Origin of the sequence: Sporosarcina ureae, assembly GCF_002101375.1 — a bacterium.
Taxonomy (GTDB): Bacteria; Bacillota; Bacilli; order Bacillales_A; family Planococcaceae; genus Sporosarcina; species Sporosarcina ureae_B.
This window is the reverse complement of sequence record NZ_CP015207.1, coordinates 2,384,329-2,404,265: the sequence shown is the minus strand read 5'-3', so window position 1 is coordinate 2,404,265 and position 19,937 is coordinate 2,384,329. Positions and strand designations below refer to the sequence as shown.

Genomic DNA, 19,937 nt, shown 5'->3' with positions numbered 1-19,937 from the left:
GAATAACGGATTTATGAGAAAAAAGAAACACTTTTTTATAAAAACAAGGACAATACACCCATGCATATGAATATAATACCTGCCAATCGTCGAATAAATGTACCATTAATTATACGCAAACGGCCTGTGTACAATAAAGCGATGCCCGAAAATAGAACAGAAAAGAAGCCGGACGCCAAAACAAACAGCCATTTGTTCAGCTGCATCATACCGAATGTCACACTTACTCCGAATGCATCTATACTGACGATCAGCGCCAAGAAAAATGGAGATATTTTATTAACGACTGACGGCTGTTCACTGTCCGAGAGTAAAATGTGAAGACCTATGAGTGACAAGAGTACACTTGAGAGCGCATGACCCCATCCTACAAAATAGATCATCACCCATTCCCCTGCGTAGAAACCGATAAGTGGCAGCAAGACATTCAGTATAGTAGTCCACAGCATGATCATCAATCGACCTCGCCGCAATCGGAGTAATGTATAGACGATTAGGATATCGATCGTTGTAACGATAGCCGCTATGATTTCTATCAAAAAAGTAGCCCCCTCGCAAGTCTCGCATCTACTTATCTTATGCGGGTGCTAAAGGGAGCTATTCATCATTAGTGAAATGTTATTCAGTGAAACGCTTGCCGTCTGAAGCTTTATCGAGACGGTTCATCACCGCTGCACCGATACCCGAATGATCAGTCTCAATGGCGAGGATTATATCTGCCTCTGTGTGATCGCATTGGCGAATCGCTTTGTAGAGACTCGATGCCATCGCTTCCCGACTGTTGATAGAACCTGTGGAAAAGTACCAATCCGCGTTTTCTGTGTATAACTCATCAGGTCCAATGATCGCGACTCGCTTATTTTGTAGATGAATAGTCTCTAACGCATGCGCAATAGAATCTGCATTCGGCTCGATGATAAATAGCGGTGCTTCAGGTGCATAATGGGCATATTTCATCCCCGGCGCGCGCGGTGTTGACGTTTGATCTGTAGGTAGCTTCGCCATATGGACGGTGCCAATCAATTCTTCCAGCTGCTCTTTCGTAATGCCACCCGGACGCAAAATGACAGGCGGTGTAACTGTGATATCCAAAATGGTCGATTCGAGGCCTACCCCTGTCTCTCCACCATCCAAAATCAGCGGAACTCTTCCGATTAAATCGTGATAGACATGATCCGCTTCCGTAGGGCTTGGCTTTCCGCTACGATTTGCACTTGGTGCCGCTAACGGCTGATCCAGCTTGCGCAATAATGCCAATGCTATCGGGTGGTCAGGCATGCGGATGGCTACCGTACTAAGTCCCGCCGTCACTACATCTGCAATGACTCCAGGCTTTTTCTTCATAATTAACGTCAATGGTCCCGGCCAACATGCTTTCATTAATATACCTGCAATTTCGGGAATATCAGTTGCGTATTTTTCTACGTCTGACTGCTTCCCAATATGTACGATCAGCGGATTATCTGATGGTCTTCCTTTTGCTTCGAAAATCCGCTGTACTGCTTGCTCATTTGTCGCAATGGCTCCTAAACCGTAAACTGTTTCAGTCGGGAAGGCAACTATCCCCCCAGAATTCAGGATATCCACAGCCTGTTCATAGATTCTATCGTTATCCACTAGGTTATCCACTATTGTTTGTGTAGTGTCCACTTGCTCAACCCCTTTTTATACACATTTTATCGATCTTATCCACAATAAATGTGAATAGTTTCATTCGAACAGTGACTTTATCCACTCCCAAATGAAGAATGTAACAGCTTCTTCTTCTGTTTCATTCACTGTAGCTTCTTCCGGGAAGCAAACATTCGGAAACAATGAACACCACCAATTATCCCCACGACCCGCACCGATTTTCACGACATATGCATCGTAAACATCTTGAGGCTGAATAAAATACCCTACTCGTTTTGGTGGAATCACTGCGGCACTGCGCTCGAGCGTTACGTGCGCGCCGTTCCCTTCTGCTTTTGCGATTTCAAGAAGCGTCGGCTCTAATATTTGAAGTTTATCATTGATTTGCTGCATGTTCGTAGATTGATTGATCGCCTGCTCAAGTAATGGTGCAATTTTCTCTTGTACATTTCGTTTCACTTGTTGATCTGCTACCGTATTAGAGTTTGCGAGAACGCGAAATTGCGTCGCTTCACCTGTAGCTGCCTGCTGACCGAATACAAGTAACACCGCTTGAATAGTAAGTAATATAAGTACAAATTCTATAAACGCCAATAGTTTCGAAGTATGAGTCGGTTGTTGGTTAATCGGATAATCTTGTAACATGTCATCCCCTCCTGCACTCTATCTTGTCCCGCAGGAGGAGATTTTATTCATCGAATCTCACAAAATATCATTCGATCTTTTTTATTGATATCCTGAACGATTTCCACAGTCGCTTCCGGAAAGGATTTTTGCAAATAACCTTGCACGATAGCTCCTTGCTGATAGCCAATTTCGAAACCAATGAGCGCAGGGCGATTCATCAAAGGCAAAAGATTCTCTGCTAGTCTGCGATAAAAATAGAGTCCGTCTTCTTCAGCGAACAATGCCGTTTGCGGTTCAAAATCGTAAACAGTTGGCGACATAACAGATTTTTCATGTTCTGCGATGTATGGCGGATTGGATAGGATAATATCCCATTTTTGCGATTTCAACGGTTCTTCCATATCTCCTTGCATAAAGGTTACATCCGCTTCATTGCGCTTTGCATTGCGTTTTGCGACTTCTAGCGCCTTTTTACTGAAATCAGTGGCGGTTACGTTTGCAGTCGGTCGTTCTTTTTTGAACGCGACAGCAATCGCTCCACTCCCCGTTCCAATATCCGCTACTTGTATAACTCGGTCCTCGAATAATTGATTCGCTCGTTGTAATGCATAGTGGACGAGTTCTTCCGTTTCAGGACGTGGAATCAAGACATGTTCATTGACCTCGAATAAATAGCCGTAAAAAGACTCTTCACCGAGAATATATTGAATGGGTTTACCGGTCAATAATTCCGTGATGATTGACCAGTATTGTTCATACGTTTCACGCGAAATAGATTCACGGAAACTGGCTACATAATGAGCCCGACTCATTCCCGTGACAGAACGCATAGCCAGTTCAGCAGCATGCGTGTCCATATCGCGCGCTTGAAGCAATTGTTGCGCTCGTTGTACAGACTCATACATTGTCTCAGTCATTGCGATCCAAACTTTCCAAGCGATGTGCTTGTTCTTCTATAATCAATGCATCAATTACTTCATCCAATTTCCCTTCTATAATCTGATCGAGTTTTTGGATGGTCAAGCCGATTCGGTGGTCAGTCACACGATTTTGCGGGAAGTTGTATGTGCGAATGCGCTCAGAACGATCCCCTGATCCAACGGCCGTTTTCCGCTTTTCATCGTATTCCGCTTGCACTTCTTGCATAAACTTATCGTAGACACGCGCACGCAAGACTTTCATCGCTTTTTCTTTATTTTTGATTTGGGATTTTTCGTCTTGAATCGATACCGTCGTCCCAGTCGGCAAATGCGTAAGGCGCACTGCAGACATGGTCGTGTTGACGGATTGTCCGCCCGGTCCCGATGAAGCGAATGTATCGGTACGGATATCTTTGTCATGAATCTCAATTTCTACTTCTTCTGCTTCGGGCAAGCACGCAACGGTAGCAGTCGACGTATGTGTTCGTCCACCTGATTCCGTTTCCGGTACACGTTGCACGCGGTGCGCTCCGTTTTCGTACTTCAACTTGGAATAAGCACCTTTGCCATCGATCATGAAAATAATTTCTTTGAATCCGCCAAGTTCAGTTGGTGATGAATCGATCACTTCCACTTTCCAATGATTCATTTCCGCGTAGCGTGTATACATACGATATAAACTACTGGCAAATAAGGCCGCCTCGTCTCCACCTGCAGCGCCTCGGATTTCCATGATGACACTTTTATTGTCATTCGGGTCTTTGGGAATTAATAATACTTTTAATTGTTCTTCAAGCGACTCGATACGGTCTTCGAGTTCATCGATTTCCATTTTGACTAATTCTTTCATTTCGTCATCAAGTGGCTCATCTTGCATTTCTTTCGCATGGTTATATTGAGTGTAGACACTTTTGTATTCACGGTATACTTCGACCGTGTCTTGTAAATCAGATTGTTCTTTTGAATAGTTTCGTAATTTATCTAGATCATTGACAATTTCCGGGTCACTAAGTAGTTCATTGAGTCGATCATACCGGTCTTCCACTGCTTGTAGTCTATCGAACATAGTCGGTTCACCTCTTCTGAAATAATGGGTTATATACTAGTATATAGCAGAACCGTCTATCCTTTCTTGCTTTAGGATAGACGGAAATATGTTTATTTTGCATGCTGCGCACGACTGACGGGTACTTGGTGGTGCTGACGGCAACGTGGTTCGTACGCTTCGGATGCACCGACAAGAATGATAGGATCATCTTGGCATGCAGGTTGTCCATCTATTAATCGTTGCGTTCGGCTTGAAGGTGATCCACAAACGGTACAGACCGCTTGAAGTTTTGTTACCAGTTCGGCCACTGCCATTAACTCCGGCATCGGCCCGAACGGTTCACCTCTGAAGTCTTGATCGAGTCCTGCAATGATCACGCGAAATCCGCGATCAGCAAGTGCGATCGCGACATCTATAATATCTTTGTCGAAAAATTGAGCTTCATCAATGGCGACCACATCGAAATCATCTGATACGAGGTCCAGTATTTCGCTCGCTTTGGAAATGGGATTGGCAATAGTTGACGTGCCATCATGGCTGACAACAGCTTCCTCACTATACCTATCGTCAATCGCTGGTTTGAATACCGCAATCTTTTGTTTGGCAAATTCCGCGCGACGAATGCGGCGAATGAGCTCCTCCGATTTACCTGAAAACATACTGCCGCAGATGACTTCCATCCAGCCGCCTTGCATTGAAACGTACATGGTCAATCTCCTTTCGATGTCGTGCTTATGTATGTGGTGATGTGATTAGAGCGAATAATGTGCGACTATGAGCGGGTACACACGCGGATAGAGCGCCTAACGCACGACTATGAGCGGGTACACACACGGATTGAGCGCTTTTCACGCAACTATGAGCGAGTACACACGCGGATTGAGCGCTTTGCGTGCAACTATGAGCGGGTACACACGCGGATTGAGCACTTTGCGTGCAACTATGAGCGGGTACACACGCGGATTGAGCGCTTTTCACGCAACTATGAGCGGGTACACACGCGGATTGAGCGCTTTTCGCGCAACTATGAGCGGGTACACACGCGGATTGAGCGCTTTTCACGCAACTATGAGCGGGTACACACGCGGATTGGGCGCTTTGCGTGCAACTATGAGCGGATTCACACGCGGATTGAGCGCTTTTCGCGCAACTATGAGCGGATTCACACACAGATAGAGCGCTTTTCGCGCAACTATGAGCGGACACACACACAGATAGAGCGCTTTTCACACAACTACGCAATAAATTAATAAAAATACCCGTCTGGCACGACTGCACCTGACGGGTATCTGGCTTTTATTACTCTTGTTCTTCTGACTTGATGCCGTATTTTTTGTTGAAACGGTCAACTCGTCCATCTGCAGTAGCAAACTTCTGACGGCCAGTATAGAATGGGTGACATTCTGAGCATACTTCCACTCGAATATCTTCTTTTACAGAACCTGTTTCAAATGTATTGCCACATGAGCAAGTTACTGTTGCAAGTTTGTAATTGGGATGAATTCCTGCTTTCATCGATATCTCTCCTTTCGCCCTGAACCATCTGGAACAGAGTGTGAAATTATGGATGTTTCATTGACCAGTTGCCAATAAAACGATCGATGCCGTACACGACCCGTGTTTGTCAGCCGTATATGCGGTGTACAGAAAACTGTACTTGATTAGTATAGCAAAATCCGATACGTTGTGCAACTGTTTGATTTGGGTATTTAATGGATAAGCGGACTTGGCAAAGAGTTAGGTTTCCGCTACAGCTGGGTGACGCTTTCCGGAAGACCACTCGTCCCTCAATTTTCGCTGCTACCTTGCCTTATGAGTACACACATTACTTTTTTATGTTGGATTAAGAGCAGAAAATCAACTTTCAATCTTAGTACATCAGATGAGTCCCTTACCTTTTTTTGCTTTCATTTCTTCGTTAAGCTTGTTGAAGAATTCTTCGTTGTTTTCGGACTGGCTCAATTTTTTCATGAAGCGTTCGGTGAAGTCGTGGGAATCTGAAAATGTTTTTCTAATGGCCCACAATTTTTCCAAGTTGTCTTTCGGAATGAGTAGTTCTTCTTTTCGTGTGCCGGAGCGACGGATATCGAGTGCTGGGAAGATTCTGCGTTCGGCTAGGTTACGGTCTAGGTGTAGCTCCATGTTGCCGGTTCCTTTAAATTCTTCGTAGATGACTTCGTCCATGCGCGAGCCGGTTTCGACTAGGGCTGTGGCAAGGATGGTTAAGCTTCCGCCTTCTTCGATGTTACGTGCAGCGCCAAAGAATCTCTTTGGTCGGTGGAAAGCCGCTGGGTCGATTCCTCCAGACAGTGTGCGTCCGCTTGGTGGGATGACCAAGTTGAATGCGCGTGCCAACCGTGTGATGGAGTCCATTAAGATAATGACGTCGCGTTTACTTTCGACGAGACGCATCGCGCGCTCAAGTACGAGTTCAGCCACTTTAACGTGGTTTTGAGGTACTTCATCGAATGTGGAACTGACTACATCTGCTTTAACAGAACGTTCGATGTCCGTTACTTCTTCTGGACGTTCGTCGATCAGTAGTACAATGAGTTCCGCGTCAGGATGATTTGTTGTAATCGAGTTGGCGATTTCTTTCAGCAACATCGTTTTACCGGCTTTCGGAGGAGCGACGATTAATCCACGTTGACCAAATCCGACTGGCGAGACGAGGTCCATGATACGTGTGGAAACATTGCTCTTTGACGTTTCCAAATTAATTTGACGATCCGGATACAAAGGTGTCAATGCCGGGAAATGAACGCGTTCGCGTGCGACTTCCGGATTTTGCCCATTGACCGCTTCCACTTGTAATAAACCATAGAAACGTTCGTTTTCTTTTGGCGGACGGACTTTACCTGTTACTTTGTCACCGTTACGCAGATCGAAGCGACGGATTTGGGATGCTGAGATGTAGATATCTTCTGAACTGGATGAGTAATTAATAGGACGTAGGAATCCGTACCCTTCAGATTGAATAATTTCGAGGACGCCTTCCATGAAGAAAAAGCCTTCTTGTTCGGCGCGGGATTTTAATATAGCGAAGACCAATTCTTTCTTTGTCAGTTTGCTATAGTTGGTAATCTTAAACTGCTTTGCAAGAGAGTATAACTCTTTAAGCGTCATATTCTCAAGGTCCGCAAGGGTAATCATTGTCATCTATGCGTACACCACTCTTCATTTATTGTATGGGAAATTCGGCATAGTAAATAGAAAGGAAAGTACATGGTGTACTTCCTTTCCTTCAGTAGCCGGACATTATGGATCTAAATAGTTTTAGGAAATAGAAACCCGGCTGTGACGCCGGGTATTGAGGGAGTTAGTCTTGCATTACGAGAAGAGGTTTTTTCTTCATGCTGTGGCGACCTTCTACGAAACGAATAGTTCCTGATTTCGAGCGCATAACGATCGACTGAGTTCGGCAGTACGAACCTTTAAACTGTACGCCATCCATCAATTCGCCGTCTGTTACACCAGTTGCTGCGAAAATACAGTCGTCTCCTTTTACCAAATCGTCCATCATTAGCACTTTGTCTACGTCGATGCCCATTTTGATGCAACGTTCTCTCTCTTCATCATTTGAAGGAACGAGACGCCCTTGGATTTCTCCGCCAAGACATTTCAATCCGACCGCTGCGATTACCCCTTCAGGAGCACCGCCTCTACCGAATAAAATATCCACACCTGTATCATCGAACGCTGTGTTAATAGCAGCTGCTACGTCGCCATCTTCGATCAATTTAATACGTGCACCCGCTTCACGAATTTCTTCGATGATTGCTGCGTGGCGTTCACGATTCAAGACAGATGCTACTAAGTCAGATACAGATTTATTTTTCGCTTTTGCTACAGCCTTTAAGTTATCTGTAACGCTTGCGTCGATGTCAATTTTACCAACCGCTTCAGGTCCTACTGCGATTTTGTCCATGTACATATCCGGTGCATTTAGCAAGTTGCCTTTATCTGCAACAGCAAGAACTGCTAATGCGTTCCATCCACCTGCTGCTACAATATTCGTACCTTCGACTGGATCAACAGCGATATCTACAGCAGGTCCGTGGCCTGTTCCAAGCTCTTCACCGATATACAGCATAGGCGCTTCGTCCATTTCACCTTCACCAATAACGACTACGCCTTCCATAGGAATTGTATCGAATACCGTACGCATAGCTTCTGTTGCCGCGTCATCTGCTTCGTTCTTTAAACCGCGTCCCATCCAACGGGCTGCCGCAACGGCTGCTGCCTCTGTTACACGTACTAATTCCATTGATAAACTACGTTCCATAATGTTTTGTTCCTCCTGTTTGCGGTAAGGCGCGTATTGCGTATTACCTTTCATTTGCCTACGTCCGCATCCATCGGCTACTTTCTACGTAATGGATGTGTCGTTTGAGTCCATTATACACGTTTTGACAATTTGCGTCACTCAGAAATTGAAGATGGAGTGAGCACTTTTACTTTATTGATATCGGCACCGAGATTTTGCAGCTTCTCAATAATGTCGCCATATCCACGTTCAATATGTTCAATTTCATGAATTTCTGTTTCTCCGCTTGCTAATAAGCCCGCAATCAATAGCGCAGCGCCGGCACGTAAATCTGTAGCTTCCACTGTTGCAGCTTGCAATTCTGTTGGTCCTGTTATGATGGCTGATCGACCTTCTACTCTACCGTCAGCATTCATTCGACGAAGCTCATCGATTTGTTTAAAACGTGCCGGATAGATCGTGTCTGTCAGAATGGATGAACCTTCTGCTTGTGTCGACAAAACGCCAAATGGTTGCTGCAAGTCTGTCGGGAACCCCGGATAGACGAGAGTTTTCACATCGACGGCATGAAGTTTTTCAGTTTTCGGAATGAAAATCTGTTCTTCACCGACTTCTACTTTCACACCCATTTCACGAAGTTTCGCTGTAACAGCTTCAACGTGCAACGGAATGACATTATCGATTGTGATGCCATCTCCAATTGCAGCTGCCATTATCATATGTGTACCTGTTTCAATACGGTCTGGAATGATTGTATGTTTCGTACCGTGCAAGGTTTCTACGCCTTCGATTCGAATAACGTTCGTTCCTGCACCTTTAATATTCGCGCCCATATTGGAAAGCAAAGTCGCAACATCAATAATTTCAGGTTCTTTCGCAGCGTTTTCAATAACTGTTTTACCTTTTGCTTTAACAGCGGCCAGCATAATATTAATCGTAGCTCCCACGCTGACGACGTCTAAATAAATTTTCGCGCCATACAACTCATCTGCACGCAAATAAATAGCGCCATGTTCATTTTCGACTTTTGCACCAAGTGCTTCAAAGCCTTTTATGTGTTGATCAATCGGACGTGGCCCTAAATGACAACCTCCAGGTAATCCGATGACTGCATGCTTGAACTTGCCAAGCATCGCTCCCATCATATAGTAGGATGCACGAAGTTTTTTGACGTTACCGTTAGGCAATGGCATAGAAATGATTTCAGTTGGATCGATAATCATCGTGCCATCTTTCATTTCCACTTTGCCGCCGATTTCTTCGACGAGCGCCTGCAATGTATAGACATCTGAAATTTCGGGAAGACCTGCAATTGTAACAGGTGAGTCAGCTAGAATAGCAGCGGGAATAAGTGCCACTGCGCTGTTCTTCGCTCCACTTACTCTGATCGTTCCTTGCAGTCGTTTTCCCCCTTTGATTTTATAAACGTCCATTTCAAGCTCCTTTTGTTCTATCACTTATTCGTTCTGGTTTCCCAGTCCTTCAAAAACTGGTCAATTCCTTTAGTTGTCAATGGATGTGCAAACAGACTCTGAAGTACGTTGAATGGAGTTGTTGCAATATGCGCTCCTGCCAGTGCGGCAGCCGTAATATGCTGTGGATGTCTGATGGAAGCTGCGATAATTTGTGTATCTAAGTCGTGAATCGTAAAGATATCCGAGATCGTTTCGATTAATTCTACGCCATTTTGGCCAATGTCGTCTAAACGTCCGATGAACGGTGAAACGTATGTCGCACCTGCGCGAGCTGCAAGCAAGGCTTGATTGGCACTGAAAACGAGAGTAACGTTCGTTTTGATACCCTCTGCTGCAAATACAGAACAAGCTTTCAACCCTTCAGGTGTCATCGGTAATTTCACCGTGATGTTCTCTGCAAGTGCCGCAAGTTTGCGCCCTTCTTCAATCATACCTTCTGCATCTAGAGCGATTACTTCCGCACTGACAGAACCCGGTACGAGTGCTGTAATTTCTTTCAAGCGGTCATGGAATGAAATATTTTCTTTCGCAACAAGCGATGGGTTGGTCGTGACACCAGAGATGATCCCCCAGCTATGCGCTTCTTTAATTTCCTCAAAATTGGCTGTATCTATAAAAAATTTCACGTGTGTTGTCCTCCTAGTTGTTGGCTATTTATTTAGCTAAAAAGCAAAAGAAGGAGACATATTGCGCTCCTCCTTTGTTCTATCGAAATTCTGTAATTACGCTTGCTTTGAACTACCAAACTCACGCATTTTGCCGATTACTGTAGCTTTAATCGCTTCGCGCATTGGTCCAAGGTACTTACGTGGATCATAGACTTCGGAATCTTCGTTTAAGACGTCGCGCACAACTTGTGTTCCTTGAATTTGATTTTCTGTGTTGACGTTGATTTTAGACGTACCAAGTGAAATGGCACGTTGGATATCCTTCGTCGGAATACCTGTACCTCCGTGCAACACAAGTGGAATATCTCCTTGTTGTGAAATTTCTTCCATCTCTTCAAACCCAAGATTCGGTTCACCTTTATACGGTCCATGTACAGAACCAAGTGCAGGTGCCAGACAATCTATACCTGTCTTTTCTACAAGCTCTTTACATTCAGCTGGATCTGCATAAATAACGCCGTCTGCAATCACGTCGTCTTCTTGACCGCCTACTACGCCAAGTTCAGCTTCTACCGATACATTATGTTGCTTCGCGAAATCTACCACTTTTTTCGTGATTTCAATGTTTTCTTCAAGTGATTTAGAAGATGCATCAATCATAACAGAAGTGAAACCTGCTTCGATCGCTTCTTTACACTTCTCAAAGCTAGAACCATGATCCAAATGAATCGCTACCGGCACAGTCGTCCCGTAGTCTTCCATTAATCCTTTGACCATCATAACGACTGTTTTGAATCCGCCCATATAACGTGCAGCGCCTTCTGATACACCTAAAATAACAGGTGATTTCTCTTCTTCAGCTGCTTGTAAGATCGCTTGCGTATATTCCAGGTTATTCAGGTTAAATTGACCGATTGCATATCCTTGCTCTTTACCTTGAATCATCATTTCCTTCATCGAGACCAGCGGCATATTAAATTCCTCCTTGAGTTTCCCACGAATTTTATGTGTTTTTATTATATTAATTTCTATCCACTAGCATATCAAATTCATACGCTGATTACTACTATCAGCCGTCTAGTGATTCCAACCTTTTTAAGACACTATCACGCACTTCGAATATATCAAACGGCTTGGTAAAGTGCTGATCAATACCCAGTTTGTTGGCATCTTCTAGTAATTCAATTTCACTGTACGCCGTCATCATCATGACAATTGCGTCAGGTGAGAGGGTTCGGATTTCTCGTAGTACTTCGACCCCATTCATACCGGGCATCTTCATATCAAGTAAAATACAATCTGGATTTTGTTTCTGAACTATTTCTAACGCTTCTTTTCCATTCGATGCAAGCGCTGTCATTATTCCTGTTGGTTTGAAGATTTCCTCCAGTAATAATCGAATCCCTGGTTGGTCATCCACAATTAATAAATGCTTCATCCAAATTTCCCCCATCCCGATCACCTTATTTTACATATTTGATCTAACTCCATCGGTTTAATCCTATTATTATTATAAGTATATAGTGATTCCCGATTTATAGAAATTCACTAATGCTTCTATTTGTATATGTCTTACTATTCAAGAAATTTCTAAAAACTCCTCTATTTTTCGTCAACTATTTTGCACTTCTTTCTTTTCTCACTTATACTGAGCTTTTGGAGGGATTTTCATGAAAATATTGACTACACAAATTAGGGGTCTACTGGAAAGAATAGCAGAAGGACAAGAAGAGTCAATGGAAGAAACTGCTCGTTTATTGGCGCAAGCGGTAGTAGGCGAAGGACGAATCATCTTGGCAGCTTTTGATGAATTGGCGGCTGTTACTGCAACTGCACTAGATGGTGTCGAACCGTTAGATGGAGCTATTCGCTATACAAAAGAGTTAGAGCTGACGACGGCGGATCGCGTATGGTTACTTGTGCGAAAGACAGATCACCCCGAGGCGCTTGAGCTAGCACGGAAGCTTGCAGATCAATTCATCCCGTTTGCTGTGTTGGCTGCCGATAAGGATGATGACGATAATGAACTCGCTTCTCTTGCCTACACGTATATTTCGACAGGTTTGAAAAAAGGATTGATTCCGGGTCCTACGGGCGAAAGAATCGTACAACCCCATGCACTTGCTGCGTTGTTTGTGTATGAGGCGGTGAAGCTTTCGATTGATGATATGTTGGCGGATGAAGAAGACGGGCTTTAATCTGGGATAGGCTGGCAGTGGTGTTAGGGTGGGGATTTGCGCTACGGAGGGGACGCGTGTCTTATGGGTGGGCGGTGAACCACACCCCTCCGCTGCGCTTTTACTCGCAAAAGCCGTCCTTCGTTACGGCTCTCGCTCCAATCCCTTGCAATGTGAATGGGTGATACTTATCAGGGTCCATTGAAGTTCCGATTGTAATTACTTTTTCTGTTGGACTTTTATTTGAACTTGAACTGAACTAAGTTTAGAGCTAAAGAATATTTGCATACTACTTCCAGTAAGTCGTCTACATCCATCCACTACAAAAGTAGGATTGTAGCGGAAGATGGGGGCGACTCTGGGAGGATCAGCGCGAGTTCAAGACCCCAGACAGATGCCTTAATTTCTGCAAAGTACACAGAAATACGGCAAAGCGAACCCTTCGCTGTTCACTTGGCTTGGGCCGCGCCCTCCTGAACGCGTCCCCCATCTGGAGCGGAAATCCCATGCACTCACTCCACTTTCTTATCTCTAGTCATATATAAAGTCAAAAATGCCCACAGAAGAAAATCTTCTGTGGGCATTTTTTTTAGTTTTTATGCTCAAGCGCCGCGCGGATAAAATCGCGGATCAGTGGTGATGGACGATTTGGACGGGAAGCAAATTCTGGGTGGAACTGGCAAGCGACGAAGTATGGATGATCTTTCATCTCCATAATTTCGATCAAGCGACCGTCCGGACTAATTCCAGAAACGATGAACCCTGCCTCTTCCAATTGCGCGCGGTATGCCAAGTTCATTTCATAACGGTGGCGATGACGCTCGTACACTAACTCTTCGCCATATGCAGCAGAAGCCTTCGTGTTTTCGGCTACTTTACATGGATAAGCACCTAAGCGCAATGTACTGTCTGCTTCGCGTGCTGTACGGCAATCCGGATGGAATGTCGTAATCTGGTGCTCCGTCTCTGTGTCGAACTCAAGTGAATGAGCTGTTTTCAGACCGATGACGTTACGTGCGATTTCAGTAGCTGCTAACTGCAGACCTAAACTGATACCAAAGAATGGAATCTTCTGTTCACGTGCATACGTGATCGCTTCAATTTTACCATCGATTGCACGATCTCCGAAGCCACCTGGTACCAGAATACCATCTACGTCACCAAGAAGTTCCGCAACGTTTTCAGAAGTCAGATCTGCCGAGTTGATCCACTTAATATCGATGTCTGCATCGAACGCGTATCCAGCGTGACGCATCGCTTCTACTGCTGAAATGTATGCATCTTGTAATTCTACATACTTCCCAACTAAACCGATTGTTACTTTTTCTTTTAGTGACTTAACCAATCTCACTAAGTCTTCCACTTCCGAAAGTTCAGGCTGTGGTGTTTCAAGACCCAAGTAATCGACGACTAGCTGATCCATGTTTTGCTCATGCAAACGAAGAGGTACTTCATATAGAGTTTCCGCATCAAGTGCTTCGATCACTTCTTCTGGCTTGATATTACAGAATAATGCAATCTTGTCTTTCATTTCTTGCGGTACTGGATATTCGCTTCGCACAACGATCATATTCGGCTGAATTCCAAGACTACGCAATTCCTTCACACTATGCTGTGTCGGCTTCGTTTTCATTTCCCCAGCTGCATGCAAATATGGAATGAGCGTGTTATGAATGTACATGACGTCATCTTTCGCAAGGTCCGTTTTCAATTGGCGAATAGCTTCAAGGTATGGCAATGATTCGATATCCCCTACGCTTCCCCCAATTTCCGTAATCACAACATCCGCGTTCAATGTTTGGCCCGCACGTTTGATCAATTCTTTAATTTCATTGGTAATATGAGGGATTACTTGAACTGTTGCTCCGTTGTATTCGCCAGCGCGTTCTTTGCGCAATACTAGATCATACACTTTCCCCATCGTTACGTTGGAGTAACGGTTACATTCGATGTCGATAAAACGCTCGTAGTGACCGATATCCAGATCCGTTTCCGCACCGTCTTCTGTTACGAAAACTTCCCCGTGCTGGTACGGGCTCATCATGCGTGGATCAATATTGATATATGGATCGAATTTTTGGTTCGTTACTTTCAAACCGCGATTCTTGAGTAAACGTCCGAGTGATGCCGCGTTAATACCTTTACCTAAAGAAGAGACGACGCCGCCTGTAATGAAAATATATTTTGTCATGTGTAGTGCCTCCATTTATTCTTTTTCCAAGCTATTAGGGTCGATATACAATCAAAAAAGCGCCCCGTTTGTAGCGTAACTACAATTAGGAGCGCGTATACACGAATTTATGTGTCCTTTTCAGGAGCCCATCCAAATCTTATATTTTTGGGCACTAAAAGTCAAGAAATTATTTCTCTTCCTCGTACTCTTCTTCTTCTTCCTCTTCATCTTCATCTTCTTCATCGATATCGAGTTCTACTTCAGGAATAACTTCCAGGTCGTCGTCAGGATCGATTAAATCTTCATCGATTTCGACTACTTCCTCTTCTTCCTCTTCTTCGTCGTCTGCGTCATCTTCTTCGCCAAGTTCAACGTATTCCTCATCGAAGATTTCTTCTTCGTCATCATCTTCATCTTCGATATCATCTTCGTCATAATCTTTTTTCTTCTTTTTCTTCTTTCGCACTTTTACGACAGGTGCAGTTTCTTCTTCGATCTGATCCACTGGATACCATTCGCGTAAGCCCCAACGGTTGTCTTGGATCGCAAGGAATCTACCATCGATGTTTAGGTCTGTATAAAATTGAAGCATTTTCGCTTTCAATTCCTTCTCGGTTATACCTGTAAGTTTACGGAACTCTTCCATCAATTCCGCCAACGTAAGGGATTCACGTCGCTCTGTCAGTACTTGGTGCGTAATGTTGATTAACGATTCTTCCAAAAGTTCTTCTTTTGTCATGTCATGGATATTCAATGTATGGCACGTCCTTTCTTCTATCAATCACACGCTGAACCGACCAAGTCAGTTAATGATTTGGTCGATCGACGTTTTTTGTCCTGTAGCATATAAGCATAGTGTACATTATATACGTTATTTCTACCAATATGCTACATTCTTTTACTTCTCTTTATATTTCTATACTCCGTAATGGTCAAATACCCCAGGTAGACCGCCGTAAAGGTAAAAGGGATTACGCCGAGTCCGCTGCTGTAGAAGATGAGTGTAAGTGTAGTTAAAAGAGCTATTATAATTGCATGATAGTACCATCTCACATTCAGCACGTCCCTTTTGTTTGTTGTTCTTATTATACTGACTAACTTACTAAATTATCCACTTTGACGAGGAATGAATTTTATACAACGCGTTGGGTTTCATAGGATACATAAAATAAAGTGGCTGGAATTAGTGTTCAGTAAGGGATTTGCGCTTCGGAGGGGACGCTTTCCTGAGCGTCCGCGGTGAGCCCCTCCTACGCGCCAATCCCTTGCAATGAGAGTCTCTGCTACTAATTTCCACCCACTATAACCAGTTTCAAAATCTATTCTGCACTTGACCTTAAATAAGACCAAAAACAAAAGTATTTCACATTCCATATCTAGTTAGTGTTCTGTGTCCTCCCACTCCCTTCGTAAGGATTGAAACGGAAGCTGGGGCGACTCCGGGAGGATCAGCGTGTGCCTTGAGACCCCGGACAGATGCCTTAATTTCTGCAAAGCACACAGAAATACGGCAAAGCGAACCCTTCGCTGTTCACTTGGCTTAAGCCACGCCCTCCGGAACGCGTCCCCAGCTGGAGTTGCAATCCCATGCACTTAGCCCATGCACCTACACTCTGACTTTGACTTTAATCCCATATAAAAAAAAGGATGCCGCCAGAAGTGATGGCTTCTGTGACATCCCCTCTTGAGATGCGTTACATATTACGGCGGTACTGCCCGCCTACTTCATAAAGTGCGTTAGTAATTTGTCCAAGGCTGGCTACTCGCACAGTCTTCATCAACTCAGCGAATACATTGCCTCCTGTAATCGCCACTTCCTGAAGATCAGCAAGCGCTTGGTCTGCTTCGTCAGCATGCTGGGCTTGGAAAGCGCGCAAGTTGGTAATTTGGGACTCTTTTTCTTGTTGTGTCGCACGGGCCAACTCCATATTATCGATATCTTCCTCAGATGGCGGATTCGGATTCAAGTACGTATTGACGCCGATGATCGGTAACTCCCCTGAGTGTTTTTTCATTTCATAATACATCGACTCTTCCTGAATCTTGCCGCGCTGGTACTGTGTCTCCATAGAGCCAAGTACACCGCCACGGTCGTTCAGTCGATCGAATTCTTGTAATACCGCTTCTTCCACGAGACTTGTCATTTCTTCGATAATGTAAGCCCCTTGAAGCGGATTTTCGTTTTTCGACAAGCCGTGTTCTTTCATGATGATCATCTGAATTGCCATCGCACGGCGAACAGATTCTTCTGTCGGTGTCGTAATGGCTTCGTCGTATGCATTCGTGTGGAGCGAGTTACAGTTATCTTGCAACGCCATCAATGCTTGTAACGTGGTGCGAATGTCGTTGAAATCAATTTCTTGAGCATGCAAACTACGGCCAGATGTTTGAATATGGTATTTCAACTTTTGACTGCGTTCATTCGCTCCGTATTTGTCACGCATCGTAATCGCCCAAATGCGACGCGCCACGCGACCGATTACCGTATACTCGGGATCCAGGCCGTTCGAGAAGAAGAACGACAGGTTTGGTGCAAAGTCGTCAATATGCATGCCACGGCTCAAGTAATATTCCACATATGTGAAGCCGTTTGCCAGTGTGAACGCTAGCTGGGAAATCGGATTCGAACCTGCTTCTGCGATATGATAGCCCGAAATCGATACAGAATAGTAATTACGAACTTTTTTATCGATGAAATATTGTTGGATATCGCCCATTAGACGCAATGCAAATTCTGTAGAGAAGATACATGTATTTTGCCCTTGGTCTTCTTTCAAAATATCCGCTTGTACTGTTCCACGAACTGTTTGGAATGTCATTTCACGTACTTCAGTGAACTCTGCGACAGTAAGTGTCCGTCCAAGTTCTTCTTCTTTTTTACGTACTTGCTGATCGATTGCGGCGTTCATGAACATTGCTAAAATAATTGGCGCCGGTCCATTGATTGTCATGGAAACAGACGTCATAGGCGAACAAAGATCAAAGCCGTCATAGAGCTTTTTCATATCTTCAAGTGTACAAATGCTCACGCCTGATTCGCCAACTTTTCCGTAGATATCAGGACGCTCATCGGGATCTTCTCCGTATAATGTTACAGAGTCAAACGCTGTGGATAAACGTTTTGCATCGTCGTCTTTTGAGACATAATGGAAACGACGATTCGTACGTTCAGGTGTTCCTTCCCCAGCAAACTGACGGCGCGGATCTTCGCCTTCACGTTTGAATGGAAAGACGCCTCCAGTGTACGGGAATGAACCAGGAACGTTCTCACTGTATACAAAGCGTAGAATTTCACCATAATCTTTGTATTGTGGCAACACTACTTTCGGCACCTTCAAGCCAGATAGACTCACAGTATTAAGCGTCGTACGGATTTCTTTGTCGCGTATTTTCACGACATATTCATCCTGCTCATAAGACTCTTTCAAAGGCCCCCAGTTTTTTAAAGCACGCTTCGATTCGCTTGTTAATTGCTCTTCGACGCCTTCTTTCAAGCTATTCAATGAATCTAGTAACGCTTCATTGGAATCTGCTTCTTTCACCGCTTCCATCGCACCTTCAAGTTGGAATACGCGACGTGCCAGCTCTGCTTGCTGTTTGGATTTCGCATGGTAGTTACGGATTGTTGAGGCGATTTCACGCAAGTAGTGGCTACGGTCAGGCGGAATAATGACGGTTTGCTTTTGATTCGTCACGAAGTCTGTGTAACTTGTCGTCCAATCAGAATCCGTTGCATTGTTGAGTTTTTCAACAAGCGCTGCAAAAAGTGTGTTGGTGCCTTTATCGTTAAACTGACTTGCAATCGTGCCATATACAGGCATCGTGTCAAGATCATGATCAAATAGCAAATGGCTACGTTGATATTGTTTGCGTACTTGAATCAATGCATCTTCCGAACCTTTTCGCTCAAATTTATTGATAACAATTAAGTCAGCGAAATCGATCATATCGATTTTTTCTAACTGTGTCGGCGCACCAAATTCACTCGTCATCACGTACATCGAAACGTCGGATACATCCGTAATGCGTGCATCTCCTTGCCCAATTCCGCTCGTCTCTACAATTATCAAGTCATAGCCAGCCGCTTTTGTGATATCAAGGACGTCATGGATAGCCGTTGTTAACTCTGAACGTGATCCACGTGTTGCCAGACTACGCATGTAGACACGGTTATTAAAGATTGCATTCATACGAATCCGGTCGCCAAGTAAAGCACCGCCCGTTTTTTGCTTCGTTGGATCTACAGAAAGGATCGCCACTCTTTTGTCAGGGAACTCACGCAAGAAACGACGAATTAATTCATCTGTCAAGGAACTTTTACCTGCTCCACCCGTACCTGTGATCCCTAGTACTGGCGTTTGTTTAGACATGGCGCGTGCGCGATCGAGTAATTGCTTCGTCGCTTCATCTTTGTTCAAATGGTTTTCTTCTACGTACGTGATTAAATTCGCTAGGATACCTGGCGTTTCTGCTGTCAGTTGTTCCAGGTTAGCCTCTTCGCTTTCGGGAGTCGTGGAGAAATCCGATAGTTCCATGATTTTATTGATCATACCTTGTAGACCTAGTTTCCGACCGTCTTCCGGTGAAAAGATCCATTCGATACCGTATTCATGCAACTCTTTGATTTCTTTCGGGATGATGACTCCTCCACCACCGCCGAATATTTTAATATGGGAAGCGCCTCTTTCCTTCAACAAGTCATGCATGTATTTGAAATACTCCACATGACCGCCTTGGTAGGAAGACATAGCGATTCCTTGTACATCTTCTTGAATGGCAGCGTTTACAACTTCCTCAACAGATCGATTATGTCCGAGATGAATAACTTCCGCTCCGGTTGCCTGTAATATTCTGCGCATGATGTTGATCGATGCATCATGCCCGTCGAATAAACTAGATGCCGTCACGAAACGAATATGGTGTTTCGGTTTATAGATTTCCTCAGTTACCATTTGCCTTCCACCTTCCGTACATGCTGACCACCGCCACGAATATCTTCATGGCAGAGTC

The 19,937-nt window shown here is 44.4% G+C and carries 17 protein-coding genes; 1 reads left to right on the top strand and 16 read right to left on the bottom strand.

All coding sequences use genetic code 11. The features are described from left to right. Positions 1–35 precede the first annotated feature (35 nt). From SporoP8_RS11925 to SporoP8_RS11865, 13 genes are all read right to left on the bottom strand, one after another. A complete protein-coding gene (locus SporoP8_RS11925; protein ID WP_085132703.1) occupies positions 36–539 on the bottom strand; it encodes a manganese efflux pump in 504 nt (167 codons plus the stop codon). A gap of 79 nt (positions 540–618) precedes the next feature. Continuing rightward, on the bottom strand, positions 619–1,650 hold the full coding sequence (locus tag SporoP8_RS11920) for an L-threonylcarbamoyladenylate synthase (protein ID WP_085132702.1): 1,032 nt from the start codon (positions 1,648–1,650) through the stop codon (positions 619–621). A gap of 60 nt (positions 1,651–1,710) precedes the next feature. Then, the gene (locus SporoP8_RS11915) at positions 1,711–2,277 is read right to left on the bottom strand and encodes a stage II sporulation protein R (RefSeq protein ID WP_085132701.1); all 567 of its coding nucleotides are present in this window, start codon (positions 2,275–2,277) and stop codon (positions 1,711–1,713) included. Positions 2,278–2,324: 47 nt separating this feature from the next. Beyond that, complete coding sequence (gene prmC / locus SporoP8_RS11910) at positions 2,325–3,176, bottom strand: peptide chain release factor N(5)-glutamine methyltransferase (RefSeq protein WP_085132700.1); 852 nt, start codon at positions 3,174–3,176, stop codon at positions 2,325–2,327. Continuing rightward, positions 3,169–4,245, bottom strand: a complete 1,077-nt coding sequence (gene prfA, locus SporoP8_RS11905) for a peptide chain release factor 1 (RefSeq protein ID WP_085132699.1) — start codon at positions 4,243–4,245, stop codon at positions 3,169–3,171. The genes prmC and prfA overlap by 8 nt, the downstream gene beginning before the upstream one ends. Before the next feature lie 92 nt (positions 4,246–4,337). Further along, a complete protein-coding gene (locus SporoP8_RS11900) occupies positions 4,338–4,934 on the bottom strand; it encodes a thymidine kinase (RefSeq protein WP_085132698.1) in 597 nt (198 codons plus the stop codon). Between the two features lie 592 nt (positions 4,935–5,526). Continuing rightward, on the bottom strand, positions 5,527–5,742 hold the full coding sequence (rpmE, locus tag SporoP8_RS11895) for a 50S ribosomal protein L31 (protein WP_085132697.1): 216 nt from the start codon (positions 5,740–5,742) through the stop codon (positions 5,527–5,529). Positions 5,743–6,105: 363 nt separating this feature from the next. Continuing rightward, positions 6,106–7,386, bottom strand: a complete 1,281-nt coding sequence (rho, locus tag SporoP8_RS11890) for a transcription termination factor Rho (RefSeq protein ID WP_085132696.1) — start codon at positions 7,384–7,386, stop codon at positions 6,106–6,108. 160 nt (positions 7,387–7,546) lie between these two features. Continuing rightward, a complete protein-coding gene (gene glpX, locus SporoP8_RS11885; RefSeq protein WP_085132695.1) occupies positions 7,547–8,512 on the bottom strand; it encodes a class II fructose-bisphosphatase in 966 nt (321 codons plus the stop codon). A 137-nt stretch (positions 8,513–8,649) separates the two neighbouring features. Beyond that, positions 8,650–9,927 carry a UDP-N-acetylglucosamine 1-carboxyvinyltransferase gene (locus tag SporoP8_RS11880; protein WP_085132694.1) on the bottom strand — a complete coding sequence of 426 codons (1,278 nt, stop codon included), beginning with the start codon at positions 9,925–9,927 and terminating at the stop codon, positions 8,650–8,652. 20 nt (positions 9,928–9,947) lie between these two features. Beyond that, positions 9,948–10,595, bottom strand: coding sequence for a fructose-6-phosphate aldolase (gene fsa, locus SporoP8_RS11875; RefSeq protein WP_085132693.1), 648 nt, complete (start codon positions 10,593–10,595; stop codon positions 9,948–9,950). Positions 10,596–10,691: 96 nt separating this feature from the next. Then, on the bottom strand, positions 10,692–11,549 hold the full coding sequence (locus SporoP8_RS11870) for a class II fructose-bisphosphate aldolase (protein WP_085132692.1): 858 nt from the start codon (positions 11,547–11,549) through the stop codon (positions 10,692–10,694). 97 nt (positions 11,550–11,646) lie between these two features. Next, a complete protein-coding gene (locus SporoP8_RS11865) occupies positions 11,647–12,015 on the bottom strand; it encodes a response regulator (protein WP_085132691.1) in 369 nt (122 codons plus the stop codon). 232 nt (positions 12,016–12,247) lie between these two features. Between SporoP8_RS11865 and SporoP8_RS11860 the strand changes: the two genes are divergently transcribed. Further along, complete coding sequence (locus tag SporoP8_RS11860) at positions 12,248–12,775, top strand: DUF2529 family protein (protein ID WP_085132690.1); 528 nt, start codon at positions 12,248–12,250, stop codon at positions 12,773–12,775. Positions 12,776–13,343: 568 nt separating this feature from the next. On the opposite strand, the gene SporoP8_RS11855 is transcribed toward SporoP8_RS11860, so the two are convergent. The 3 genes from SporoP8_RS11855 to icmF all read right to left on the bottom strand — a co-directional run bounded on the left by SporoP8_RS11855 (position 13,344) and on the right by icmF (position 19,879). Further along, a complete protein-coding gene (locus tag SporoP8_RS11855; protein ID WP_085132689.1) occupies positions 13,344–14,945 on the bottom strand; it encodes a CTP synthase in 1,602 nt (533 codons plus the stop codon). A gap of 169 nt (positions 14,946–15,114) precedes the next feature. After that, positions 15,115–15,681, bottom strand: coding sequence for a DNA-directed RNA polymerase subunit delta (gene rpoE / locus SporoP8_RS11850; protein ID WP_085132688.1), 567 nt, complete (start codon positions 15,679–15,681; stop codon positions 15,115–15,117). 940 nt (positions 15,682–16,621) lie between these two features. Further along, a complete protein-coding gene (gene icmF / locus SporoP8_RS11845; RefSeq protein WP_085132687.1) occupies positions 16,622–19,879 on the bottom strand; it encodes a fused isobutyryl-CoA mutase/GTPase IcmF in 3,258 nt (1,085 codons plus the stop codon). Between the last annotated feature and the right edge of the window lie 58 nt (positions 19,880–19,937).

Bases quoted from the DNA above. Each gene is read 5' to 3' on its own strand.
- icmF (WP_085132687.1), bottom strand. From the start codon at position 19,879: ATGGTAACTGAGGAAATCTATAAACCGAAACACCATATTCGTTTCGTG.
- SporoP8_RS11860 (WP_085132690.1), top strand. From the start codon at position 12,248: ATGAAAATATTGACTACACAAATTAGGGGTCTACTGGAAAGAATAGCA.
- SporoP8_RS11880 (WP_085132694.1), bottom strand. From the start codon at position 9,927: ATGGACGTTTATAAAATCAAAGGGGGAAAACGACTGCAAGGAACGATC.
- SporoP8_RS11870 (WP_085132692.1), bottom strand. From the start codon at position 11,549: ATGCCGCTGGTCTCGATGAAGGAAATGATGATTCAAGGTAAAGAGCAA.
- SporoP8_RS11900 (WP_085132698.1), bottom strand. From the start codon at position 4,934: ATGTACGTTTCAATGCAAGGCGGCTGGATGGAAGTCATCTGCGGCAGT.
- SporoP8_RS11915 (WP_085132701.1), bottom strand. From the start codon at position 2,277: ATGTTACAAGATTATCCGATTAACCAACAACCGACTCATACTTCGAAA.
- prfA (WP_085132699.1), bottom strand. From the start codon at position 4,245: ATGTTCGATAGACTACAAGCAGTGGAAGACCGGTATGATCGACTCAAT.
- rho (WP_085132696.1), bottom strand. From the start codon at position 7,386: ATGACAATGATTACCCTTGCGGACCTTGAGAATATGACGCTTAAAGAG.
- prmC (WP_085132700.1), bottom strand. From the start codon at position 3,176: ATGACTGAGACAATGTATGAGTCTGTACAACGAGCGCAACAATTGCTT.
- SporoP8_RS11855 (WP_085132689.1), bottom strand. From the start codon at position 14,945: ATGACAAAATATATTTTCATTACAGGCGGCGTCGTCTCTTCTTTAGGT.
- rpmE (WP_085132697.1), bottom strand. From the start codon at position 5,742: ATGAAAGCAGGAATTCATCCCAATTACAAACTTGCAACAGTAACTTGC.
- SporoP8_RS11865 (WP_085132691.1), bottom strand. From the start codon at position 12,015: ATGAAGCATTTATTAATTGTGGATGACCAACCAGGGATTCGATTATTA.
- glpX (WP_085132695.1), bottom strand. From the start codon at position 8,512: ATGGAACGTAGTTTATCAATGGAATTAGTACGTGTAACAGAGGCAGCA.